Genomic DNA, 23,921 nt, shown 5'->3' on the forward strand with positions numbered 1-23,921 from the left:
AACCTTTACTTCAACGTTCAAAAGCATATTGACGATGTTATCAAGAAAGGCCGAGGGATTAGACCCTTTGACGCCTTAGCAACCCTTTCCCTGTGAAAGAAGGTGCTAAATTCTACCCAGTGCAGGTTTTTGCCATGGATAGATAACGAATGAATTTTTCTTTTTCAGAAAATATTCAACTCCTTAATTCTTTATAACATTTTTGGCTTTTTGATTTTAATCAACCACATTGGGTCAAGTCCATGAGGTATGATTAGGAAATTTTTTTTAGAATTTCAACCTAACAGGTCGGGGAATAAAACCCTCTGGAGGGATTTATTAATTCAAAAACTTAGAAAATGAGCACACAAAAATTCTCGACCCAGGCCTTGCACGCCGGTCATGACACCACAAAAAATGGCGGTACAAGGGCGGTGCCCATTTACCAGACCTCTGCGTATGTCTTTGACAATGCAGACCATGCCGCGGCACTGTTCAACCTTTCCCAACCGGGCAATATTTATACCCGGCTCAACAATCCCACAAACGATATTCTAGAGCAACGTCTTGCCGCAATTGAAGGCGGTATTGGCGCTGTGGTTACGGCTTCGGGAGCGGCAGCGATCAACACAGCTTTACTTACCTTATTAAAAACTGGCGACCACATTGTATCTTCCAGCAGTCTTTATGGAGGCACTTATAATTTACTGAGTGTCACCTTACCCCGGTTTGGGATTGATACTACTTTTGTAGATCCAGGCGATGCCTCTAACTTTCAGCATGCCATAAAGGAAAATACCCGCGCGATCTTTATAGAATCCCTCGGGAACCCAAAACTCGACGTGCTGGATATTGAAGCTATTTCTGCGGTAGCAAGAGCGAACAAGATTCCGTTGATCGTTGATAATACGGTGGCAACGCCGGCATTGCTCAACCCTATTAAACACGGCGCAAATATCGTAATCCATTCGCTTACGAAATATATAAATGGAAACGGGACGTCACTTGGCGGAGCCATAATCGACGCCGGGACTTTTGACTGGTCCAGCGGAAAATTCCCTGAGTTTACAGAACCTTCAAAAGGTTATCACGGTTTAATTTACCACGATGCCCTGGCAGAAGCTGCATTCATCGCAAAAGTTCGTGTAGAAGGTTTGCGCGATCACGGTGCCGCTTTGAGTCCGTTTAACGCTTTTCAGATCATTCAGGGATTGGAAACGCTGGAGATCAGGATGAAAAAACACAGCGAAAACGCACTTGATCTCGCAAAATGGCTACACAATCAGGAAGAAGTAGAATGGGTAAATTATCCTGGTCTGGAAAATAGCGAGTATAGCGATCTGGTTAAAAAATATTTGCCAAAAGGCCAAAGCGGGATTGTGACTTTTGGTGTAAAAGGCGGTTTTGAAAGTGCAAAAACCATTGCAGATGAAACCAAGATCTTTTCACTACTGGCAAATATTGGCGATACAAAATCACTCATCATTCACCCGGCAAGCACCACGCACCAGCAACTGGACGATACTGCGCAGGAAGCAACCGGTGTGACAAAAGACTTGATTCGGCTTTCTGTGGGAATTGAAGATATTGAAGATCTGAAAGCCGACTTAATTTCTGCTTTTTCCCATATAGTAAAAGTTTAATTACAGCAGAAAACTGGCTAAAAGGCCAAAAAAATCAGTAAAAATGCCGAAAATCGGCCTATAAACAGCATAAATTGAAAACACTTTCAATACAGAATTTTAAGACACAATCTGGCCATACGCTTGATCTTCCGTTGAGTTATGAACATTTTGGGCAGCCCTTGCACAGCGCTCCCATTATTCTCGTCAACCATGCCCTTACGGGAAACTCGCACGTTGCCGGCGACGATGGCTGGTGGAACAGTATCATAGGCGAGGGGAAATGTATTGATACGCGCAGTTATAGCGTGCTTTCCTTTAATATTCCCGGGAATGGCTACGATGGTTTCTTGATTGAAAATTATAAAGATTTTGTCGCTCGCGATATCGCGGAGATCTTTATTGTAGGACTTGAAACGCTTAAAATTCAGAAGCTTTTTGCCATTATAGGCGGTTCTCTGGGTGGCGGTATATCCTGGGAAATGGCGGCACTGCGGCCCAAACTGACCCAGCATTTGATTCCCGTGGCTTCTGACTGGAAATCTACGGACTGGCTAATCGCAAATTGCCAGATCCAGGAACAGATTTTGTTGAACAGCAGCCAGCCCGTGCACGATGCGCGCATGCATGCCATGTTGTGCTACCGCACGCCAGAATCGTTCAAAAATAAATTTCAGCGCAGCACGAATGCAGATCTTAAGATATTTAATGTCGAAAGTTGGCTGGACCACCATGGTACTAAACTCAAAGATCGTTTTCAGGTTTCTGCCTATAAACTGATGAACCAGTTGCTCAAAACAATTGATGTGACGCGCGATCTTGATAATTCTTTTGAAATTCTTGAAAAAGTAGCCGCTAATATTCATATCGTTGGGGTAGACTCTGATTTGTTTTTTACTCCGGAAGAAAACCGGGAAACGTATAAGCAGCTCGCTCAGGTAAAAAATAATGTAACCTACGGCGAAATTAATTCCGTGCACGGCCATGATGCTTTTTTGATTGAGTTTGAACAACTGGAACAATTACTGGCACCAATTTTCAAGGAAAATAATGCCAATAAGAAGCTAAAAGTGGTCAAATTTGGCGGTAAATCGCTTGCTAATGGAGAAGGTATCGCCACGGTAGTAAAAATCCTGGAGCAAAAAGTGCAGAACAACGAGCGTATAGCGGTAGTACTTTCTGCACGTGGAGGCGCTACAGACGAGCTCGAAGCTATACTGAACCAGGCGCGCGCCGGTGAGGAATATCAACATCAGTTAAAGGCTTTTAAAAAATATCAAAAGGGCGACTACGAGGTAGATCTCAAAGAAGAATTTGAGAAGCTTGACAAACTTTTTGAAGGCGTAAGCCTGCTGCATGATTATAGTCCGCGGGTGAAGGATGAAGTGCTTAGCTATGGCGAACTTATTTCAGTAAAGCTGATTACGCAATTGCTTCAAAATAAAGGGATAAAAGCCCGTTTTGCCGACTCCCGAGAGCTTATCAAAACGAATGATGTTCATGGCAATGCGCATCCGCTGGATAAGGTTTCCAAAGAAAATGTGATACGCCATTTTGCAAAATACAACGGTGATACGGTAAATATCATTACTGGTTTTATAGGCTCAAATGCAGATAATCACACCACCACACTGGGCCGCAATGGCAGTAACTATACCGCGGCACTTTTAGCGAATTATCTTGACGCTTCTGAATTGCAGAATTACACGCACGTGGATGGTATTTATACCGCAAACCCAGAACTGGTCCCTGATGCGCAGAAAATCAGTCAGCTGAGTTTTGGCGAGGCGAATGAACTGGCCAATTTTGGGACGACTATTTTGCATGCAAAAACGATTATTCCGTTGCTGGAAAAGAATATTCCGCTGCGCATTCTCAACACGTTCAATCAGGATGATACCGGTACATTGATTACCGCGCAGACTGAAAGTGAAGGCATAAAATCGCTTTCGGTGCTTGAAAATATGTCGCTGATCAATCTCGAAGGCCGCGGCCTTCTAGGAAAAGCGGGGATTGATGCCCGTATATTCAGGGCGCTGGGAAGCCAGAACATTAGTGTGAGTATCATTTCACAGGGCTCATCAGAACGCGGGATAGGACTGGTCGTTGCTGCCGGGGATGCCAACCGTGCGGTGATCGCGCTGGAGCAGGAATTTGAAAGTGATTTCTACAACCGCGATGTGAATCGTATAGAGGTCATTGACTCTGTTGCGGTGGTGAGCATCATAGGTCAGGATCTGAGTACGTTCCACAAGCCCTACAGTGCCCTTATAAAAAACGGCATTGTACCGCTACTTTTCAACAATACCATTACCGGAAAAAACGTGAGCGTGGTCTTAAAACATAAGCAACTTCACAAAGCGCTCAATGTGATGCATGGTGAGATTTTTGGCATTGCAAAACGGGTGAACCTGGGGATTTTTGGGCATGGTAATGTGGGAAGCACGCTCATTGACCAGATTTTAAATTCAACTGAAAAACTAAGCGCGCGCAAAGGAATAAAGCTGCAGGTTTTTGCAGTTGCCAACTCTAAAAAAATCCTTTTAAATCGGGATGGAATTGATTTCCACTGGCAGGAAAAATTGGCTGAAACGGCAGAAAATGGCGGAGTTGCTGAGGTTATCGCTTTCGCGAAAGCGAACCACCTGGCAAATCTGATCGCAATAGACAATACCGCAAGCGCTCATTTTATTGAAAATTATACTGCATTGGTAGATAACGGTTTTGACCTTGTTTCTTCCAATAAAGTGGCCAATACGGTAGATTTTGAATTTTATACGCAATTGCGAAAAACACTTGCCGAAAATCAAAAGAGATATTTATATGAGACGAATGTAGGTGCAGGGTTGCCACTCATAGATACCATACGTTTACTGCATCTTTCCGGAGAAAATATCACACGGATAAAAGGTGTGTTTTCGGGGTCATTAAGTTATCTTTTTAACGCGTTTTCAGAAGAAAACAGGCCATTTTCCGAAGTTTTACTGGAAGCGATTGACCGGGGTTATACAGAGCCAGATCCACGCGAAGATCTTTCAGGAAACGATGTGGGGCGCAAATTATTGATCCTGGCGCGTGAACTCGATCTTCACAATGAATTCAATGATGTACAAATTGAAAACCTGATCCCTGAAAAACTTGCCAGTGGGGATGTGGATAACTTTATAAACCGTCTGGGCGAACTGGATACAACTTTTGAAAAATTTAAAAAGGAACAGGATGAAAATCATGTGCTGCGTTATGTAGGCGAACTTTCTGGTGATCTTACCCATGAAAATGGCGGGAAATTGGAAGTAAAACTGGTCTCTGTGCCTAAAAATTCGGCGTTGGGGCAAGTAAAAGGCAGTGATTCCATATTTGAGATCTATACGGAATCTTACGGGGAAAACCCACTTGTCATTCAAGGCGCTGGTGCCGGGGCAGCGGTAACCGCCCGGGGCGTTTTTGGTGATATTCTAAGATTGGCAGAACGGGAATGAGTTGGCAGTTTTCAGTTTCAGTTGGCAGTAAATAGTTTTTGACCTGCAAGGTGTTGTTTTTCCGAGGAACGAGTAAAAACCTCCTTGTAGGTTTATAAGATGCTCGCCTGAAACTAGACTCAATTGCCGATTTAAATGCTTAATTTTAGAAAATAAATACTAAAGTCATGATCATAGAACGCACAGAAGACGAGGTCATTTTCAGACTTCCGGCAGATACTGATATTTCAAGTTTGCAGCGCATTCTGGATTATTTGAAATATAAAGAAGCCATAAGTAAAAGTCAAGGGACGGAAGAGCAGGCGCAGGAATTGGCGCGCGAATCAAAAGCTAGGTGGTGGGAAGAAAACAAAGAACGTTTCATTAAGTGAGGCTCGTTGTAGATACCAATATTGTATTTAGCGCTTTATTGAATCCAGATTCGGAAATAGGAGTTTTGCTTTGGATCTAGATGATCGATTCGATTTCTATGGCCCAGAACTTCTGCTGGAAGAAATCGAACGTTATTCGGAAAAACTAATGCGGTATACTAAAATTGATTTGGATAACTTTTATAAAATCAAAACATGGCTCTTGGATTCCATAAATATAATTGAAGAGGAACTAATTTCAAACAAAAGTTGGAAGGAAGCATTTGAATTGGTCAAGGATGTGGATGTAGATGATACACCTTTTGTTGCTTTAGCAATACAATTGAATTGTCAATTATGGACAGGAGATAAAAAACTTGCAGGATCAATTTATCATAAAAATGAAAAACTTATACTAAATACTCAAGAAGTTCTAAAATTACTTTAGATAGAGAAACAACGTTTCCAAAGTTTGAAGCTTTGGAAACGTTAGGACGAAGAGATTAGAAATAGGAATAATAATAGCAATAATCAATAGTTAAGCATGAAAGTACACTTAAACCGCATCAACAACGATTATCTTTTTGAAGCTAAAGGCGCTTCGGGCATCCCGGTGATGATCGATAATAAAACGGGCGATGAAGTAAAAGGTTCAAGCCCCATGGAATTACTGCTCATGGGTGTGGGAGGTTGCAGCGCGATAGATATCATTTCGATTTTGAAAAAGCAAAAACTGGAAATTGATTCTTATGCGGTAGAGGTGGAGGGCGACCGCAAAGAAGTGGGCGGTGCAAAACCGTTCAAGGCAATGGTGGTCAAAGTATTTTTAGAAGGTGAAATTCCGCCAGAAAAAGCCCTTCGCGCCGCAAAACTTAGTTTTGAGAAGTATTGTTCAGTTTCCATTACAATGCAGGCTGGAGTGGATATTATCTATCAGGTTTTTCTAAATGGGGAAGCACTGGCCTGAAAAATAACTTAAGACAAGCGCAAGAATAAAAATAGTAACAAGAATAGTAATAAAAGAGAATGAGCAAGCATTTTGAGACCGAAGCCATACGCACACAAATAAACCGAACCGAATTTCAGGAGCATTCCATGCCCATGTATTTGACTTCGAGTTTTGTTTTTGAGGATGCCGAAGATATGCGCGCGTCTTTTTCTGAAGAGAAAGAACGCAATATATACAGCCGTTTTACCAACCCCAATACCAGCGAATTTGTGGATAAAATCTGCAAAATGGAAGGCGCCGAAGCCGGTTATGCGTTTGCCACAGGGATGTCTGCCGTATTTTCCACCTTTGCTGCGCTTTTAAATAGTGGCGATCATATCGTTTCCGCACGGTCGGTTTTTGGCTCTACACACTCCCTTTTTACAAAGTTTTTACCTAAATGGAATATCACAACCTCTTATTTTAAAGTAGATGAGGTTGACACTTTAGAAAGCCTGATCACACCCGAAACCAAGGTGCTTTATGTGGAATCGCCAACCAATCCCGCGGTTGATGTACTGGATCTCGAACTTCTGGGGGAAATTGCCAAAAAACACAACTTAATTTACATTGTAGACAATTGCTTTGCAACTCCGTATTTACAGCAGCCTATCAAATTTGGTGCAGATTTGGTCATTCATTCTGCGACGAAAATGATTGATGGACAGGGACGCGTTCTGGGCGGTGTGACTGTTGGGAAATCAGAATTGATTCGTGAAGTTTATCTTTTTGCACGCAATACGGGTCCGGCGCTTTCTCCTTTCAACGCCTGGGTACTTTCCAAAAGTTTGGAAACACTGGCGGTTAGAGCCGAAAAACACTGTGAAAATGCCTTAAAAGTGGCAGAATTCCTTGAAAAACACGATAAAATCAACAAGGTCAAATATCCGTTCCTAAAGTCGCATGCAATGTATGAAGTTGCTAAAAAGCAGATGAAGCTGGGCGGAAATGTGGTCGCTTTTGAAGTAAAGGGCGGTATTGATGCGGGCAGGAAATTTTTGAATACTATTAAAATGTGCTCGCTTTCGGCTAATCTGGGAGACACCCGTACCATAGTTACCCACCCTGCATCGACCACACATAGCAAACTCAGTGAAGAAGATCGTAATGAAGTAGGCATCACTGATGGTTTAGTACGTATTTCTGTAGGTTTAGAGCATGTAGATGACGTTATTGAAGATCTTCAGCAAGCATTAACTGCGGTATAGCCTGAATTTGCTACAAGTACCAAGTTAAATATTTTGTCTAATTTACATGAAAATTCAAACCATGGTCAATTTTCAAGAGTATTCAGACACAAATCCCAACGTAAGATTTAAAAAACCCAGTCAAATTGGGTACAGAGCTGGCAAAAAAAGTATTGAATTAACAGGAAAACGAGAAGTTATTGAAAAAAACTACATCTAGACCGTTAATTAATTATCCAAATAAAAAAGGCATTCATTTATAGTTCATTATAAAGGATGCCTTTTTTTATTTTTTTTCACCTTAAAAACAGAACGATCCGAGCGGAGCTGTTGGCATATTATAATTTCGTTCTGCAAAAGAGATGGCTTCTTTATATTAGCCAAGCGCTATTGTTTTCTTAAAAGGAGCAACTATTTATTAATTTAGCGAACATTAAGAATACTTCAACTAAAATTCGCCAGGTTTCATTTTTTATTCCGAAAATAAATGCTTTCCAAAAAAACCAAATACGGTATTAAGGCCCTGAGTTACATTGCACGACAACAATGTGATAATCAACCTGTGCAAATAGGTGCAATTGCAAAAAGCGAAAATATCTCACAAAAGTATTTGGAAAGTATTATGCTCACCTTAAAAAAAGCCGGATTTCTAAGTAGCCGAAAAGGAAAAGGCGGGGGCTATTATTTACGACGGGAAGCTCAAGAAATAAAAATGGTCGAAGTCATGCGCACACTTGAAGGGCCAGTTGCAATGCTGCCGTGCGTGAGCCTTAATTATTATGAACGTTGTGCAGATTGTCCAGAAGAAGAAGCTTGTTCTGTATACAGTTTAATGATACAGGTCAGGGACAACACACTAAAAGTTTTAAATAATAACACCCTTGCAGATATTATAGAGAAAGACACAGAACTTTCTTGAAAATGAAAATTGCTTCGTTTAATAGCTACAGAATTCAATAATCCTTAATTCCTGTTTATTTTTTCATAAAAGCCTTGTGAGGTTTGACGTTGGGGTTTACATTTGTTTTAAATCCTATTAATCCGATAGGATTTAATAGAAATAAACAAAAACCTTCGGGTATTATGATATTAGATCAAGTACTTACCGCCAGAGAAACGAATGAAAAAGTTTCTTATAAAAAGGATGCAAACTCAGAAAAAGCCGTGCGAAGTATTGCAAAATCAATCAGTTGGCGTATTGTGGGCACCATAGACACGGTACTTATCTCCTGGGTAGTTACCGGTGCGCTTACACTTGCTTTTAGCATAGGTGCCATAGAACTGGTGACTAAAATGGTACTGTACTTTTTTCACGAACGTATTTGGAATACCATAAAATGGGGCAGATAATGAAATTCACACAAGAAAATATCAAGCAATTTAATGAAAGCCTTCGCCATCAAAATCCGCTGGATATTGCGATTTGGGCAATAGAAAATGCTGAAAAGCCTGTGGTAACGACCAATTTTCGACCTTACGAGGCGGCAATTTTATTTGTTTCGGCGAAAGCCAAAAAAGATATTCCGGTAATCTGGTGCGATACGGGTTACAATACGCCAAATACCTACCGGCACGCGGAAGAAGTGATTCAGCTCTTCGATTTAAATGTTGATTTGTACGTTCCCCGTCAAACTGCCGCGCACCGCGATGTGGTGATGGGAATTCCCGGTATTGATGATGAGAGGCATAAGCTTTTTACGCAGCAGGTAAAGCTGGAGCCTTTTCAAAGGGCCATGGCGGCACATAAACCTGACGTATGGTTTACGAATTTGCGTAAAGGGCAGACCGCGCACCGCGATAACCTGGATATACTGAGCCTGAGCGCAGATGGTGTTTTAAAGGTGAGTCCGTTTTATTATTATAGTGACGACGATCTTGATGTTTTCCTAACTGAAAATAAGTTACCTAACGAGCATAAATACTTTGATCCCACAAAAGTGTTAGAAAACAGGGAATGTGGCCTGCACGCTTAAAAACCAATAATGATGAGTACTATTTTAAAGCCAAATGCCCTAGAAAGCGAGTCGATTTATATTTTTCGGGAAGTTGTCGCGCAGTTTGAAAACCCTGTGTTGCTTTTTTCTGGCGGTAAAGACAGCATTACCCTTGTACGGCTTGCGCAAAAGGCATTTTATCCCGCGCCTATTCCTTTTCCGTTACTGCATGTAGATACAGGGCATAATTTTCCAGAAACGATCGCTTTTCGCGATAAACTGGTAGAAGAACTTGGTTTGAACCTGATCGTTCGCCATGTACAGGACGCCATAGATGAAGGAAAAGTAACCGAAGAAACCGGAAAATATTCTAGTCGGAATATTTTACAGACCACGACGCTTCTTGATGCTATTGAAGAATTTAAATTCGATGCATGCATTGGCGGGGCACGTCGTGACGAAGAGAAAGCGCGTGCGAAAGAACGCATTTTTTCGGTGCGGGATGATTTTGGGCAATGGGATGAAAAAAACCAGCGCCCCGAGCTTTTTGACCTTTTAAATGGTAAAATAGAGCACGGTCAGAATGTTCGTGTTTTTCCTATTTCGAACTGGACCGAACTGGATGTATGGAACTACATCCACACAGAAAATATTGAAATCCCTTCTATATATTTTTCGCATCCGCGGAAGACATTCGTTCGTGACGGACTCATCTGGAGTGCTTCAGAACATGTGTACAAAGAGGAAGATGAGCAGGTGCTAGAGCGTATCGTTCGTTTTAGAACGGTAGGGGATATGACCTGTACCGCAGCAGTAGAATCTGAAGCGGAAACCATTCTCCAGATCGTTGAAGAGATAAAACTCAGCACCATTTCAGAACGTGGCGCGCGTATAGACGATAAACGTTCAGAAGCTGCCATGGAAAAAAGAAAGCAGCAGGGATACTTCTAGTCCCCCTAATCCCCGAAAGGGGAATTTTAAGCAGCGTGATTACTAATTACGCTTTTAATAATAATAAGAATAGCAATAAAAAGTAAAGGGATGGACGTTTTAAAAATAGCAACAGCAGGGAGTGTAGATGATGGCAAAAGCACCTTGATAGGCCGCCTGCTGTATGATACGCAGTCGCTTACAGACGATAAATTGGAGGCCATTGAACGCAACAGTAAGAGAAAAGGTTTTGATTATCTCGATTTTTCACTGGCTACAGATGGTTTGGTCGCTGAGCGCGAACAGGGAATCACCATTGATGTGGCGCACATTTATTTTTCGACCAGAAGGCGTAGTTATATCATCGCAGATACTCCCGGGCATGTGGAATACACCCGTAATATGGTCACCGGCGCTTCGACCGCACAAGCTTCTATTATTTTGATCGATGCGCGTAAAGGAGTCATCGAGCAGACGTATCGCCATTTTTTCATCAACAATCTGCTCCGCGTTAAACATATCATTGTAGCGGTGAATAAAATGGATTTGGTGGATTATGACCAATCCGTTTTTGATAAGATCAAAGCAGATTTTGAGGCTCTAAATGCTAAAAGCAGCTATGTGGAACAGGAAATAACTTTCGTCCCCATTAGTGCTTTAAAAGGGGATAACGTAGCTAAACATTCTACGGAAATGCCCTGGTATAACGGAGAAAGTATCCTTGCACATTTAGAACATCTAAAGCCTGAGGTGCAACAGGACAGTGCGATGCGTTTTCCTGTTCAAACTGTGATTCGGCCTAAAAAGGATGAGTTTCACGATTATCGCGGCTATGCTGGTAAAATCTATGGAAACAGCCTAAAAGTTGGCGATGCTATCACCGTTTTGCCTTCGCTCACACAATCTAAGATCAAAAGCATTCAATTCTTTGATAAGGAATATAGCGAAGCGGTCGCGGGTAGTTCTGTGACCATTTCCCTGGAAGACGATATCAATGTTGCCCGTGGCGATATGTTTGTAAAATCTGACGAAGTGCCACAGCAAAGTAAAGAATTGCTGGCTTCCATTTGCTGGATGGACGGTAAAGCGCTCGTTCCGGGCAGCAAATATGAAATTCAGCACAACAGCAACCGGATTCTGGCAAAAATTGATAGCATTCAGGGTGTTGTTGCAACCGATTTTTCAGGGGACAAAACGGATGCCGGCAAACTTACGATCAACGAAATTGGTCAGGTGCGCCTCAAGTTGAGCAAACCTCTTTTTCATGATTCGTATGAAAAGAACAAGGCAGCGGGATCTTTTATTCTAATAGATACCCAGAGCAATACCACCGCAGGCGTGGGATTTATCAATTGAAAAAGCATAAAAAGCGGTAGAAAACGGTCAAAAATCACTCAAAATCAGGCATTATTTAGCTAAAAACGCTGTTTTCCGAAAGAAATACTAAAGAATACGAATAGCAATAACAATAGAATTCATGCAAAGCTTCAGAACAGAAATAGAGAACCCAGTTGTAGAAAGAGATATTCTGGAGCTGGAAAAGAAAATTCACCTTTTTAAAGAAGGAAAGATTGATGAAGAGCGTTTCCGTAGTTTGCGTTTGGCACGCGGCGTTTATGGCCAGCGGCAGGACGGTGTACAAATGATACGTATCAAATTGCCATACGGTAAAGTTAGCGGCGATCAGCTCATACGCATTGCAGATGTTGCAGATGAATATTCTACCGGAAAACTGCACATAACCACCCGTCAGGATATTCAGATTCACTATGTGAGCCTGGATCGTACACCAGAACTTTGGGCGCAATTGGAAAAAGACGATGTTACCATGCGTGAAGCCTGTGGTAATACGGTGCGTAACATTACCGCAAGTGAAACCGCTGGTATAGATCCCCAGGAGCCGTTTGATGTTTCCCCTTATGCACACGCAACTTTTCAGTTTTTTCTACGGAATCCTATTTGTCAGGAAATGGGGAGAAAGTTCAAAATTTCGTTCTCTGCAACTGAAGAAGATACTGCACTTTCTTTTATGCACGATCTTGGCTTTATAGCGAAAATCAAGGATGGTCAAAAAGGTTTTCAGGTTATGCTGGGCGGTGGTCTGGGTTCCCAGCCTCGCCAGGCGGATCTGTTGTATGATTTTATGCCAGAAGATCAATTGATCCCCACGGTAGAAGGTGTACTTCGCATTTTTGATAGGTTGGGCGAACGTGCAAAACGTCTTAAGGCGCGCATGAAATACCTTATCAAAGATCTGGGGAAAGATGCTTTTATGGAGCTGGTCAATGAAGAGCGCAAAGCACTTTCCTATAAAACCTATCCCATAGATGTAGAAGCTTACGAATCTAAATTAGGGATGCCAACGGCAGGAACCCCTGACGTGGAAATTAATGAAAAAGCGTTTGAAGTTTGGAAAAGTACTAATGTATTTCCACAGAAACAGAAAGGTTTATTTGCTATCGGAATTAAGACGAAATTAGGCGATTTTTCTACCGAAAAAGCCCGAAAATTGGCTGATTTGGTCAAAAAATATGCAGCTAACGAGCTCCGACTTTCCCTTCGTCAGAATATTCTATTGCGTCATATTCCAGAATCGTCGCTGCGGTTTTTTTACAGCGAATTGGAAAAGCTTGATTTTGCTAATCCCGGTTATAATACTACGGTAGATATTACCGCCTGCCCGGGAACTGACACCTGCAACCTGGGGATTGCCAGCAGTACGGGGATGGCTGATATTCTTGAACAGACTTTGCTTGCAGAGTATCCTGAGTATATTAACAATAAAGATATCACCATTAAAATAAGCGGTTGCATGAATGCCTGTGGGCAACATAATATGGCTAATATCGGTTTTCAGGGCATGAGCATTCGCACTCCTGAAAAACTGGTTGCACCGGCAGTACAGGTTTTGCTGGGTGGTGGCGTTCTGGGCAATGGTCAGGGTCGTTTTGCCGATAAGGTAATTAAAATGCCCAGTAAACGTGGACCACAAGCCTTGCGCAATATCCTTGATGATTTTGCTGAAAATGCAAACGGAAAAGACTTTTTGTCCTATTACGATGCACAAGGACAGAAGTATTTTTATGATATATTAAAACCACTTTCTGAAACTGATAATTTAGAACCTTCAGACTTTGTAGATTGGGGGAATACAGACAGATATGTGCAGGAAGTAGGTATAGGAGAGTGCGCAGGGGTCGTTATTGATCTTGTACAAACATTACTTCTTGAAGCAAAAGAAAAACTGGCACTTTCCATAGATTCTTTTGAACAGCAGAAGTGGGCAGATAGTATTTACAATACGTACACGGGACTTGTAAATGGAGCCAAAGCGCTTCTGGTTTCTGAAAATATCAACACGAATACACAAGCCAATATCATTGCCGAATTTGATAAAACCTTCGGTGAAAATCCAGCGATCGCTGGACATAAGCCATTTCCTGCCTTAATTTATCAGATAAAGGAAAACGAACCTACAAAGGAGTTTGCGGAAACTTATTTAGAAGAAGCCAACGCTTTTTTTAATCGCGTAGATAGCTACCGAAAAAAACAATTGAGCCATGCCAACTAAAACAGCTAAACTTACCGTAGTGGGCGCGGGTCCCGGGGATGCAGATTTAATTACATTAAAGGCTGTAAAAGCCCTGCAGAGCGCAGATGTTGTACTTTATGACGCGCTGGTAAATCCAGAATTACTGGACTACGCCAGCAGTGCCGAACTCATTTTTGTGGGAAAACGCAAAGGATGTTACGCTTATCAGCAGGAGCAAATCAACGATCTAATCGTGAGCAGGGCACATTCACACGGGCATGTGGTACGCTTAAAGGGAGGTGATCCCTTTATTTTTGGCCGTGGTGCCGAAGAAATGGAAACCGCAGCGCAAGAAGGTATCGAGGTGGCCATGGTGCCAGGTATTTCATCATCTTTTGCAGTGCCTGCCTGTCAAAATATCCCACTTACAAAAAGGGGCAGTTCAGAAAGTTTTTGGGTAATTACCGGAACGACAAAAGAGCATAAAATTTCTGGTGATGTAGCACTTGCGGCTCAATCTAGCGCTACTGTTGTTATTCTTATGGGAATGAGTAAATTAGGTGAAATATGCAATTTATTCCGTGCAAGCGGTAAAAATGACACTGCGGTCGCTATAATCCAGAATGGAACGACTCTTGAGGAAAAGATTGGTGTGGGAAAGATAGATACAATAGAACATGTTGTTGCTGAAAATGAACTTTCAAATCCCGCGATCATAGTGATAGGTGATGTTGTGAACCACAGGCAACAGTTGGCAGACATTGAACAGCAAATCGCAGAAAAAGTAGCATAATGATAGGCGAAGAACGCAATACGTTATATCCCGTTTTTTTGAAAGTACGCAATCTTCAAATCCTTATTGTGGGTGGTGGAAATGTCGCCCTGGAAAAACTGACTTTTTTGCTCAAATCAAGCCCTGATGCACAAGTTGAAATGGCCGCGCCTTTTTTTAGGGAAGAAACCATTGCACTTGCCTCTGCGCATAATGTAAAAATTACCAAAAAGAAGTACAGTCCTAAAATGCTCAAAAAGCGTCATATTGTTATTGCTACGACAGATAGTCCAAGGGTGAATAAAAGAGTTTATAAAGGTGCAAGAAAGCGTTATATTCTAGCTAATATTGCTGATGTTCCCGAACTTTGTGACTTTTATATGGGTGGTATCGTGACTAAGGGACACGTGAAAATTGCAATATCAACAAACGGTCAGTCCCCCACCACGGCAAAACGCCTTCGGCAGTTTTTTGAGGAAGTAATTCCTGAAAATATTGACGATATGGTCAAAAATCTGAACGAATATAGAAAAACCATCAAGGGGGATTTTGAACAAAAAGTAGAAGCGCTCAACGAATTTACCAAAGGCCTGGTAGTCCCAGTAACCCCCAAAGGGGGAATTTTCAACACTACTGTTAAAAATAGTAATGAAAAAGAGAATACTAAATCTAAAAGCGAAGTATAATTAAAAAAAGCCTTAGCCTCCCCTCCTTTCGAGATGGGGACTGAGGGGAAGGAATTATGATAAAGACAGATATTTTAATAATAGGAGCAGGGCCTACAGGGCTATTCACGGTATTTGAAGCAGGATTACTTAAATTAAAGTGCCATATTATCGATGCGCTTGCAGAGCCCGGAGGGCAGTTGGCAGAAATATACCCAAAAAAGCCTATTTATGATATTCCCGGTTTTCCGGAAGTATTAGCGGGTGACCTTGTTGATAATCTCATGGAGCAAGGAAAGCAGTTTCAGCCAGGTTTTACACTTGGGGAGCGCGCGCAGACTATTGAAAAACAAGACGACGGTAGTTTTATAGTTACAACAAATAAAGGTACACAGCACCATGCGCCCGTTGTTGCCATAGCCGGAGGATTGGGTAGTTTTGAACCCCGTAAGCCACCCATTCCAAATATCCAAAAATTTGAAGATAAGGGTGTAGCCTACATGATCAAAGATCCTGAGGTTTATCGCGATAAAAAAGTAGTGATTGCAGGTGGTGGGGATTCTGCTCTTGACTGGGCGATTTTCCTGGCAGATGTTGCTGAAGAAGTTACCTTGATCCATCGTAGAAACGAATTTAGGGGAGCGCTTGATTCCGTGGAGAAAGTCCGTGAACTCAAACTGCTGGGGAAAATAAACCTGATCACTCCTGCCGAAGTTATAGGTCTTGCAGGTTCTGACAAGTTGGAGGCCATTATCGTTAAGCAGGGTGAAGAAGAATTAAGTCTTAAGGCTGATGCTTTTATTCCATTGTTTGGACTTTCACCAAAATTAGGTCCTATTGCCGGCTGGGGTCTGGAAATTGAAAAGAACGCCATAAAAGTGGATAATACACTTGACTATCAGACTAACATTCCAGGTGTTTTCGCAATAGGTGATGTAAATACCTATCCGGGCAAATTAAAACTTATTTTATGTGGTTTTCATGAAGCAACGCTTATGTGTCAGGCGGCTTTTCAGATTATAAATCCGGGAAAACGTTACGTAATGAAATATACTACTGTCTCAGGTGTAGATGGTTTTGATGGCTCCCGTAAAGAAGCTGAAAAGGCAGTTGTACAAAGTATTGATTAATACAAAAAAAAACTAAAGATTTTGAAAACTCACTTTTAGAATTAAAAGTGAGTTTTTTTATGCTGATTTCGAAATTTCGGACAAATTTAAGGCATTTTTTAGCGCCTTTTCATCTAAGGGTTTAATAAGATAATTGATGACGCTATTATACGTTTTGGCACGCTGCACATCCTCATTATTCGTGCTTGAAGTAAGAATAATAACTTTTGTATCCGTCTTGTATGTCTGCAAACGTTCCAAAAACTCCCAGCCATCAATTTCTGGCATATTTAGGTCAAGCAGGACAAATTGAGGATTTTTCTCTTCAATTTCCTCAAGCGCTTGTAATGGGTTGATATAACAATGGATATTTTTACATATATCGGCCATTGTAATAATCTTCATATTGATGAAATTGGTTATTTTCTGATCATCAACTAGGAACAAGTTTATATCTGTAAAATTTTCTCTCAATTCCATTTTTATTCATTTAAAATTTTGTCAACTTCTGAACCACTCATTTCAACAATTTGCTTAAGGCTAATATCCAGATCCTGAGCAGATATCTTTAAATAGGGCAAAAGGTCGCTGTTCAACTCTTCTATGGGCATTGCTTCGGCAATTTCAATAAGTCCAAGTATGCGGCTAAGAGGCTCCCTTACGTTATGCGCATTCATACGGGAAACTTGCACTAGCATTTTATTTTGATTACGCACCTCTTTAGTACGTTCAGCGATGATATTTTTTTGATTATTGACTATATGTTTGATCTGACGATTTTTTTCTTCAATCAGTTCTAGCGCTTCTTTTAGGTTTTTGTTTTTAATCTCAAGTTTGTTTTTAAAAACAATTTGTTCATATTTAGTTGCGATATTGTCCACAAGCAACTTTAATATCTGTACATCGCTATTATCAAAACATCCCTGATCGTCTGCGAGTATAGAAACGCAAACTTCCAATTCATTATATTTAAAATACCAACCCCATAAAAGTGGGTTTGTCGTATCCCTTCCCGAAACATATTTTTCAAAAAGAAATTCATGAGGGTTTTTACAAAAAGGTATGTGTTTTAAAAGTAGTTCCTCTTCATATGAAAAAATAACCTCTTCAAGTGGCTCTATCCAAAAATCTTTTTTATAAAATGTAAATACCTCATTAGCATCACTTTCTTTAAATAAAATTCTAAAAAGTTTATGATCAAACAGATATTTTATGTCCCTTTTTATAACTGTTCCCAGCTCATCAAATGTTTCTGCTTTGCTAAGTTTTCCCGAAAACTGGGAAAACGCTTCGTACGCGATTCTATACTTTGCTGAGACTATATCCAAATTTCTCTTAGGCTTTTAATTCTAATAATTCATTATCTATCTGAATACCACAAACATCAGCAATTGTATTAAGCATGTTCACTAGATCTGCCTGAGCCATAAGTTCCTGGATTTCAACGTCATCAAAGCCCGCATGTTGCAGTTCTTCAAAATCAGCATGCGTTATATTTCTAGGTTCAAGGGCAGCTTTACTTACTATTGTTATAGCAGTCTTATAACTCTTCGGAATAATATCCGAGTCCATATTTTGTGATACCCTAAAGCTGGCATCATCATTTAATACCTTACCCATACTATCTGCAAAAGCACCATGCGCTTGAATGCAGTAATTACATTTTTTTTTGCTAGAAACATTGTATAAAATTAAATGTTTTAGCAAAGAAGGAACTTCCCCTTCAACCAGTGTGGTTTTCAATTTAGTCCAGTTCCCTTCTAGCAATGTCGCATTATTTCCCTGACATTTAAACCAGTTAAGCACGAATGGAAGTTGTAATGATTTTTTTGTGTCATCGTAAATTGCCTGAACCCTGGGACTAGCATCCTCGTATTCAACAATTTTAAAACGACTTGGATTCTCAGTATTTGTATTTTTCAAAGCCATAATTTAATTTTAAGTGTGTAAAAATAATCATATTATCTCTTTATAAACAACAATTTATGGATGATATTCGATTTTAATCGGATTTTATTGGACTTTAACAGCATTAATTAAGTACAATTTAACAATAAAATACTTACTCGCAAAGAAGTTTTTAATTTTTTGATATTTTCTTTTTTTTGTCTGCTCTGTTTTATAATCTTTGTTACATTCGTTCAATAGTTCAATTTGAACAGAACGTGGTTATCAAGAAAGGCTGAGGGATTAGACCCACTGAAGCCTTAGCAACCCTCTATCTTTAGAGAAGGTGCTACATTCTACCTTAAAATCTTCAATGATATAAAGGATAGATAACATGCTTTAACCTTTTGGTTTTTTCGTGATAACCTTTGTGAATATGCAACTATGTGATCAGTAGTTCTTAACGGAATATGCTGTCGCTAGTAATTATGTAACGATAAAATCAAAATTTAAAGATGAGCAAACTACAGGATGCCCTACAAAAGCGGATACTTATACTCGATGGCGCCATGGGTACCATGTTGCAGCGCTATAAATTCACAGAAGATGATTTTAGGGGCCTTCGTTTCAAAGACTGGTTAGATTCCGTTCAGGGCAACAATGATTTATTATCGCTAACACAGCCCAGGGCTATTGCCGAAATTCATGCAAAGTACTTTGATGCTGGCGCAGATATCGTTGAAACCAATACCTTTTCTGGAACAACCATAGCGATGGCAGATTATCGTATGGAGGAGTTGGTATATGAACTTAATTATGAAAGTGCTAAGATCGCACGGCGGGTCGCAGATGAATTTACTGCAAAGGAGCCTCAAAAACCCCGGTTTGTTGCAGGTGCAATGGGACCTACAAATAAAACCGCCAGCATGTCGCCAGATGTAAATGATCCCGGTTACCGTGCCATTACGTTTAATGAACTGCGCAAAGCATACAAGCAACAAGCAGAAGCGCTGCTGGATGGTGGGGTGGATATCTTGCTTGTAGAGACGATATTTGACACCTTAAATGCTAAAGCTGCTCTTTTTGCAATCGAAGAAATAAAAGAAGAGCGCGGTATAGATATACCTGTAATGGTGAGTGGTACCATCACAGACGCTTCTGGCCGAACCTTATCCGGTCAGACTGCAGAGGCTTTTCTGATCTCGATAAGTCATTTGGAATTACTATCAGTAGGATTTAATTGTGCGCTGGGCGCCGAACAGCTCACGCCTTATCTTGAAGTGGTTTCCAATCGCTCCGAATGTGGTATTTCAGCCTATCCCAATGCTGGTTTGCCCAATGCCTTTGGGGAATATGACCAGACCCCACAGGAAATGGCAGACCAGGTAAAAGAATATCTTGAAAAAGGCCTCATTAATATTATAGGGGGCTGTTGTGGCACTACGCCAGAGCACATTAAAGCTATTGCAGAAGTAGCTAAAAATTTTAAGCCAAGAAAGATAAGAGAACTTAGCAGCAACTAAAAAATCCTAAAAGATAATATTCAAAGTATATTTTTTGGGAATTAAAATTAGTCCTGAACATAGCGTAACTTTAAAATGCTTGCCACTTTAAGGTATAGTTAGCCAAACTTAATTGAATGCACGAAGCAACACCTAGATATCTTAGATTGAGCGGTCTTGAACCCTTGATCGTAACACCGGAAACTAATTTCATAAACGTAGGGGAACGCACAAACGTGGCAGGCTCCCGCATGTTCCTACGTTTAATAAAGGAAGAAAAATTCGATGAGGCACTTGCCGTTGCCCGCCATCAGGTAGAAGGGGGCGCGCAGGTAATTGATATAAATATGGACGATGGCCTTATAGATGGTAAAGAATCTATGGTCAGGTTCTTAAACCTAATTGCCGCCGAACCAGATATTGCCCGCGTACCTATCATGATAGACAGTTCAAAATGGGAAATTATCGAGGCAGGACTCCAGGTGGTTCAGGGCAAGTCTGTGGTAAACAGTATCAGTCTAAAGGAAGGTGAAAAAGAGTTTATAGACCACGCAAAAAAAATAAGGCGATACGGTGCAGCCGTAATTGTCATGGCTTTTGACGAGGTGGGGCAGGCAGATAATTTTGACAGGCGGATTGAAATTGCGAAGCGCAGCTATGATATATTGGTAAATACGGTCAAATTTCCGCCAGAGGATATCATTTTTGACCTGAATATTTTTCCGGTAGCTACTGGTATGGATGAGCACAACCGCAATGCAATGGACTTTATTGAGGCTACTGCATGGGTGCGTCAAAATCTGCCATATGCCAGTGTAAGTGGTGGGGTGAGCAATGTTTCTTTCAGTTTTAGGGGAAATGATAAAGTGCGCGAGGCGATGCATTCTGTATTTCTCTACCACGCCATAAAAGCAGGTATGAACATGGGGATTGTAAACCCAACCATGCTAGAGGTTTACGATGATATCCCAAAGGAATTATTAGAACACGTTGAGGACGTGATCCTTAATCGCCGCGACGATGCCACAGAACGTTTGCTTGAACTGGCAGAAACCGTAAAAGGAAAAAATAAGGAAAAGGAAGTTGATCTTTCCTGGAGGGAAGAGCCTCTTCAGGATCGGGTTACACGGGCGCTGGTTAAGGGTATTGATCAATATATCCTGGAAGATGTTGAAGAGGCACGTTTGGCATCGGCAGCGCCTATTGAAGTGATAGAAGGTCATTTAATGATTGGGATGAATGTGGTGGGCGACCTTTTTGGCAGTGGAAAAATGTTTTTGCCGCAGGTGGTAAAAAGTGCCCGGGTGATGAAAAAAGCTGTAGCGTACCTGCTTCCTTATATTGAAGAGGAAAAATTGAAAAATCCACCTAAAGAAGATGAAGTCGTAAAATCAAACAAAATTTTAATGGCCACCGTTAAGGGCGACGTTCATGACATTGGTAAAAATATTGTAAGTGTGGTACTGGCGTGTAATAATTATGAGATCATAGATCTTGGCGTTATGGTTCCTCCAGAAAAGATCATTGCTTCTGCTAAAGAACATAATGTGGACGTTATAGGCCTTAGCGGACTCATTACTCCATCGCTTGATGAAATGGTTTATTTGGCCAAGGAAATGAAACGCCAGAATTTTACGGTGCCGCTTCTAATTGGCGGTGCAACTACCAGTAAGGCACACACCGCGGTAAAAATTGATCCAGAATATCAGCATGCGGTGATTCATGTAAATGATGCATCACGTGCGGTGACCGTTGTGGGCGATTTGCTCAATCCTGCATCATCTACTAAATATATAGCGGGGATTAAAGAAGATTACCTTGATTTCAGGGATAAATTCTTGAGCCGTGGGCGTAAAAAGGAATACTTGAGTATTGATAAAGCCAGAAAGAACAAATGGTTGCTCAATTGGGAAGAAAGTAAACTTGTCAAGCCAAATAAACCAGGCATCCAGATCATTGAGGATTTTGATATACGTAAGCTGGTAGAATACATAGATTGGTCTCCATTTTTTAGGAGTTGGGACCTTCATGGCCACTATCCGGAAATCTTGGAAGATGAAATTGTGGGTGCTCAGGCCAGGGAACTCTTTGCTGACGCAAAAGTTATTTTGGAGAAAATTTTGGACGAAAAATTGATTTCCGCGAAGGCGATTTTTGGTCTCTTTGAAGCAAATATGGTCAATGATGACGATATAGAAGTATATTTTGAAGGTGATAACACGCGGCAGGCCGAAACTTTTATCTTCAGGACCCTTCGCCAGCAAAGCAAAAAAGCCGAGGGCCGGCCTAATATTGCCCTATCTGATTTTATCGCTCCAAAAGAACATGGAAAGAAAGATTATATAGGTTGTTTTTGCGTAAGTACCGGTTTTGGCGCTGAAGAATGGGCGCAAAAATACCGTGATGAACTGGACGATTACAATAGTATAATGGTAAAGGCGCTGGCAGATCGTTTTGCTGAGGCATTCGCCGAATTTTTGCACAAAAAAGTACGAAAAGAGGACTGGGGCTATGCCGCAGATGAAAATCTGGACAATAATGATCTGATAAAAGAAAATTACCGTGGCATTCGCCCTGCGCCGGGATATCCCGCCTGTCCTGACCATTTAGAAAAGTTGACCATCTGGGATCTGCTTCAGGTAAAAGAAAAAATAGGTGTAGAACTTACCGAAAGTCTGGCGATGTGGCCGGCCGCATCAGTGAGTGGTTATTACTTTGGGAATCCGGAGGCGCGTTATTTTGGTCTTGGAAAAATCAAAGAAGATCAGGTAGCAGACTTTGCAAACCGAAAAAATATAGAATACGCAATGGCCGAAAAGTGGCTCAACCCCAATATAGCAGACGATTGACCTAAAAAAAATGCGTTAGGGATAGTAGTGGAAATCCCACAGCCCGAGGCACGAGGAGCGAGGAATTGTAACAGATAGCCCGCCCGAACGCCAAAAAAAAAGAATAAGTTAAAACCGTAAAGCCAGAAAAGCTTAACAGGAACACAATTATGAAAGTAACGGAACATATTGAGCAGGCACAAGGAAAAACCTTGTTTTCATTTGAAATTATACCTCCTAAAAAGGGGAGCAGTATTCAGGAATTGTACGATAATATAGATCCCTTGATGGAGTTCAACCCTCCTTTTATAGACGTAACCACTTCGCGGGAAGAATATATCTATATAGAGCGCGAAGGCCTGCTGGAAAAGAAAATAACACGTATGCGCCCCGGTACGCTGGGAATCTGTGCGGCAATTGCGCATAAATACAATGTGGATACCGTGCCACACGTGCTTTGCGGCGGTTTTACAAAAGAAGAGACCGAATATCTTATGGTAGATTGCCATTATCTTGGGCTTGACAATGTGATGGCACTTCGTGGAGACGCCATGAAAGAGCAACAATACTTTGAGCCCACAAAAGGTGGCCACAATTATGCAGTGGGACTTGTGGAGCAACTGCGGGATATGAACTGTGGGCAGTACCTTAATGACCGGGTAGAGTCTAAGAATTGTGCCGATTTCTGTATAGGTGTCGCGGGTTATCCAGAAAAACACCTGGAAGCCCCTTCCATTAAAAATGATCTTAGGAGACTAAAAGAAAAAATAGATGCGGGCGCACATTATGTGGTGACCCAGATGTTTTTTGACAACCAAAAGTATTTTGAATTTGTGGAAATGGCGCGCGCAGAAGGTATTAACGTGCCCATAATCCCTGGTATAAAACCGCTTGCGGTAGAGCGGCATTTGCAATTGCTCCCACAGGTTTTTAACCTTGATCTCCCACAGGCGCTTATAGAAGCAGTTGAAGGTTGTAAAAACAATAAGGAGGTTCGGGAAGTGGGCATTGAGTTCTGTATACAACAGTCTAAGGAGCTAATGGAATTTGGTGTGCCCGTACTGCATTATTATTCTATGGGAAAAAGCGACAATATTAAAGCGATCGCTTCGGCACTTTTTTAGAGGGGGATTTTATAGTCTAAAATTCACTTTTTT

At 41.2% G+C, this 23,921-nt stretch carries 21 protein-coding genes and 2 riboswitches; of the genes, 18 read left to right on the forward strand and 3 right to left on the reverse strand.

Annotated elements, in window-relative coordinates; genetic code table 11:
• Positions 1 to 34 precede the first annotated feature (34 nt).
• Positions 35 to 149: riboswitch (SAM riboswitch) on the forward strand.
• Between the two features lie 189 nt (positions 150 to 338).
• From P162_RS10690 to P162_RS10760, 15 genes are all read left to right on the forward strand, one after another.
• On the forward strand, positions 339 to 1,622 hold the full coding sequence (locus P162_RS10690; RefSeq protein ID WP_031427394.1) for an O-acetylhomoserine aminocarboxypropyltransferase/cysteine synthase family protein: 1,284 nt from the start codon (positions 339 to 341) through the stop codon (positions 1,620 to 1,622).
• Between the two features lie 74 nt (positions 1,623 to 1,696).
• Positions 1,697 to 5,080 carry a bifunctional aspartate kinase/homoserine dehydrogenase I gene (gene thrA / locus P162_RS10695; RefSeq protein ID WP_031427395.1) on the forward strand — a complete coding sequence of 1,128 codons (3,384 nt, stop codon included), beginning with the start codon at positions 1,697 to 1,699 and terminating at the stop codon, positions 5,078 to 5,080.
• Between the two features lie 167 nt (positions 5,081 to 5,247).
• A complete protein-coding gene (locus tag P162_RS10700; protein ID WP_031427396.1) occupies positions 5,248 to 5,451 on the forward strand; it encodes a hypothetical protein in 204 nt (67 codons plus the stop codon).
• Between the two features lie 37 nt (positions 5,452 to 5,488).
• Positions 5,489 to 5,878 carry a PIN domain-containing protein gene (locus P162_RS10705; protein WP_081868412.1) on the forward strand — a complete coding sequence of 130 codons (390 nt, stop codon included), beginning with the start codon at positions 5,489 to 5,491 and terminating at the stop codon, positions 5,876 to 5,878.
• 96 nt (positions 5,879 to 5,974) lie between these two features.
• Entirely contained in the window at positions 5,975 to 6,397 is a 423-nt protein-coding gene (locus P162_RS10710) for an OsmC family protein (RefSeq protein ID WP_031427397.1), read from the forward strand.
• 59 nt (positions 6,398 to 6,456) lie between these two features.
• Positions 6,457 to 7,626, forward strand: coding sequence for an O-succinylhomoserine sulfhydrylase (locus P162_RS10715; RefSeq protein WP_031427398.1), 1,170 nt, complete (start codon positions 6,457 to 6,459; stop codon positions 7,624 to 7,626).
• A gap of 466 nt (positions 7,627 to 8,092) precedes the next feature.
• Positions 8,093 to 8,524 (forward strand): RrF2 family transcriptional regulator, encoded by a 432-nt coding sequence (locus tag P162_RS10720; protein WP_031427399.1) that lies wholly within the window; start codon positions 8,093 to 8,095, stop codon positions 8,522 to 8,524.
• Positions 8,525 to 8,688: 164 nt separating this feature from the next.
• Positions 8,689 to 8,955 carry a DUF2061 domain-containing protein gene (locus P162_RS10725; RefSeq protein WP_031427400.1) on the forward strand — a complete coding sequence of 89 codons (267 nt, stop codon included), beginning with the start codon at positions 8,689 to 8,691 and terminating at the stop codon, positions 8,953 to 8,955.
• Positions 8,955 to 9,578, forward strand: coding sequence for a phosphoadenosine phosphosulfate reductase family protein (locus P162_RS10730; protein WP_031427401.1), 624 nt, complete (start codon positions 8,955 to 8,957; stop codon positions 9,576 to 9,578). Before P162_RS10725 ends, P162_RS10730 begins: the two co-directional genes overlap by 1 nt.
• 12 nt (positions 9,579 to 9,590) lie before the next feature.
• Positions 9,591 to 10,490, forward strand: a complete 900-nt coding sequence (cysD, locus tag P162_RS10735; protein WP_031427402.1) for a sulfate adenylyltransferase subunit CysD — start codon at positions 9,591 to 9,593, stop codon at positions 10,488 to 10,490.
• A gap of 90 nt (positions 10,491 to 10,580) precedes the next feature.
• Positions 10,581 to 11,825, forward strand: coding sequence for a sulfate adenylyltransferase subunit 1 (locus P162_RS10740; protein ID WP_031427403.1), 1,245 nt, complete (start codon positions 10,581 to 10,583; stop codon positions 11,823 to 11,825).
• 121 nt (positions 11,826 to 11,946) lie between these two features.
• Positions 11,947 to 14,040, forward strand: coding sequence for a nitrite/sulfite reductase (locus tag P162_RS10745; protein ID WP_031427404.1), 2,094 nt, complete (start codon positions 11,947 to 11,949; stop codon positions 14,038 to 14,040).
• Positions 14,030 to 14,794, forward strand: a complete 765-nt coding sequence (gene cobA / locus P162_RS10750; protein WP_031427405.1) for a uroporphyrinogen-III C-methyltransferase — start codon at positions 14,030 to 14,032, stop codon at positions 14,792 to 14,794. The genes P162_RS10745 and cobA overlap by 11 nt, the downstream gene beginning before the upstream one ends.
• Complete coding sequence (locus P162_RS10755; protein WP_081868413.1) at positions 14,794 to 15,459, forward strand: bifunctional precorrin-2 dehydrogenase/sirohydrochlorin ferrochelatase; 666 nt, start codon at positions 14,794 to 14,796, stop codon at positions 15,457 to 15,459. The genes cobA and P162_RS10755 overlap by 1 nt, the downstream gene beginning before the upstream one ends.
• 56 nt (positions 15,460 to 15,515) lie before the next feature.
• The gene (locus P162_RS10760; RefSeq protein ID WP_031427407.1) at positions 15,516 to 16,568 is read left to right on the forward strand and encodes an NAD(P)/FAD-dependent oxidoreductase; all 1,053 of its coding nucleotides are present in this window, start codon (positions 15,516 to 15,518) and stop codon (positions 16,566 to 16,568) included.
• 57 nt (positions 16,569 to 16,625) lie between these two features.
• On the opposite strand, the gene P162_RS10765 is transcribed toward P162_RS10760, so the two are convergent.
• The 3 genes from P162_RS10765 to P162_RS10775 are packed head-to-tail and all read right to left on the reverse strand — an operon-like array spanning position 16,626 to position 18,476.
• Entirely contained in the window at positions 16,626 to 17,027 is a 402-nt protein-coding gene (locus tag P162_RS10765; RefSeq protein ID WP_051907861.1) for a response regulator, read from the reverse strand.
• A 2-nt stretch (positions 17,028 to 17,029) separates the two neighbouring features.
• A complete protein-coding gene (locus P162_RS10770; RefSeq protein WP_031427409.1) occupies positions 17,030 to 17,875 on the reverse strand; it encodes a hypothetical protein in 846 nt (281 codons plus the stop codon).
• Between the two features lie 7 nt (positions 17,876 to 17,882).
• The gene (locus P162_RS10775; RefSeq protein WP_031427410.1) at positions 17,883 to 18,476 is read right to left on the reverse strand and encodes a carboxymuconolactone decarboxylase family protein; all 594 of its coding nucleotides are present in this window, start codon (positions 18,474 to 18,476) and stop codon (positions 17,883 to 17,885) included.
• A gap of 237 nt (positions 18,477 to 18,713) precedes the next feature.
• A riboswitch (SAM riboswitch) is annotated at positions 18,714 to 18,830 on the forward strand.
• 119 nt (positions 18,831 to 18,949) lie between these two features.
• On the opposite strand from P162_RS10775, the gene P162_RS10780 reads away from it, so the two are divergent.
• The 3 genes from P162_RS10780 (at position 18,950) to metF (ending at position 23,888) form a co-directional block, all read left to right on the forward strand.
• Positions 18,950 to 19,957 (forward strand): homocysteine S-methyltransferase family protein, encoded by a 1,008-nt coding sequence (locus P162_RS10780; protein WP_031427411.1) that lies wholly within the window; start codon positions 18,950 to 18,952, stop codon positions 19,955 to 19,957.
• 116 nt (positions 19,958 to 20,073) lie between these two features.
• A complete protein-coding gene (metH, locus tag P162_RS10785; RefSeq protein ID WP_081868414.1) occupies positions 20,074 to 22,785 on the forward strand; it encodes a methionine synthase in 2,712 nt (903 codons plus the stop codon).
• 149 nt (positions 22,786 to 22,934) lie between these two features.
• Positions 22,935 to 23,888 carry a methylenetetrahydrofolate reductase [NAD(P)H] gene (gene metF / locus P162_RS10790; protein WP_031427413.1) on the forward strand — a complete coding sequence of 318 codons (954 nt, stop codon included), beginning with the start codon at positions 22,935 to 22,937 and terminating at the stop codon, positions 23,886 to 23,888.
• The last annotated feature ends 33 nt before the right edge of the window (positions 23,889 to 23,921 follow it).

Origin of the sequence: Flavimarina sp. Hel_I_48, assembly GCF_000733945.1 — a bacterium.
In the GTDB taxonomy this organism is placed as follows: domain Bacteria; phylum Bacteroidota; class Bacteroidia; order Flavobacteriales; family Flavobacteriaceae; genus Leeuwenhoekiella.

Coding starts and splice junctions, on each gene's coding strand:
- P162_RS10730 (WP_031427401.1), top strand. CDS start 8,955: ATGAAATTCACACAAGAAAATATCAAGCAATTTAATGAAAGCCTTCGC.
- P162_RS10775 (WP_031427410.1), bottom strand. CDS start 18,476: ATGGCTTTGAAAAATACAAATACTGAGAATCCAAGTCGTTTTAAAATT.
- metF (WP_031427413.1), top strand. CDS start 22,935: ATGAAAGTAACGGAACATATTGAGCAGGCACAAGGAAAAACCTTGTTT.
- P162_RS10715 (WP_031427398.1), top strand. CDS start 6,457: ATGAGCAAGCATTTTGAGACCGAAGCCATACGCACACAAATAAACCGA.
- P162_RS10690 (WP_031427394.1), top strand. CDS start 339: ATGAGCACACAAAAATTCTCGACCCAGGCCTTGCACGCCGGTCATGAC.
- metH (WP_081868414.1), top strand. CDS start 20,074: ATGCACGAAGCAACACCTAGATATCTTAGATTGAGCGGTCTTGAACCC.
- P162_RS10725 (WP_031427400.1), top strand. CDS start 8,689: ATGATATTAGATCAAGTACTTACCGCCAGAGAAACGAATGAAAAAGTT.
- P162_RS10760 (WP_031427407.1), top strand. CDS start 15,516: ATGATAAAGACAGATATTTTAATAATAGGAGCAGGGCCTACAGGGCTA.
- P162_RS10755 (WP_081868413.1), top strand. CDS start 14,794: ATGATAGGCGAAGAACGCAATACGTTATATCCCGTTTTTTTGAAAGTA.
- cobA (WP_031427405.1), top strand. CDS start 14,030: ATGCCAACTAAAACAGCTAAACTTACCGTAGTGGGCGCGGGTCCCGGG.
- P162_RS10765 (WP_051907861.1), bottom strand. CDS start 17,027: ATGGAATTGAGAGAAAATTTTACAGATATAAACTTGTTCCTAGTTGAT.
- P162_RS10780 (WP_031427411.1), top strand. CDS start 18,950: ATGAGCAAACTACAGGATGCCCTACAAAAGCGGATACTTATACTCGAT.
- P162_RS10740 (WP_031427403.1), top strand. CDS start 10,581: ATGGACGTTTTAAAAATAGCAACAGCAGGGAGTGTAGATGATGGCAAA.
- P162_RS10710 (WP_031427397.1), top strand. CDS start 5,975: ATGAAAGTACACTTAAACCGCATCAACAACGATTATCTTTTTGAAGCT.
- cysD (WP_031427402.1), top strand. CDS start 9,591: ATGAGTACTATTTTAAAGCCAAATGCCCTAGAAAGCGAGTCGATTTAT.
- P162_RS10720 (WP_031427399.1), top strand. CDS start 8,093: ATGCTTTCCAAAAAAACCAAATACGGTATTAAGGCCCTGAGTTACATT.
- P162_RS10745 (WP_031427404.1), top strand. CDS start 11,947: ATGCAAAGCTTCAGAACAGAAATAGAGAACCCAGTTGTAGAAAGAGAT.
- P162_RS10700 (WP_031427396.1), top strand. CDS start 5,248: ATGATCATAGAACGCACAGAAGACGAGGTCATTTTCAGACTTCCGGCA.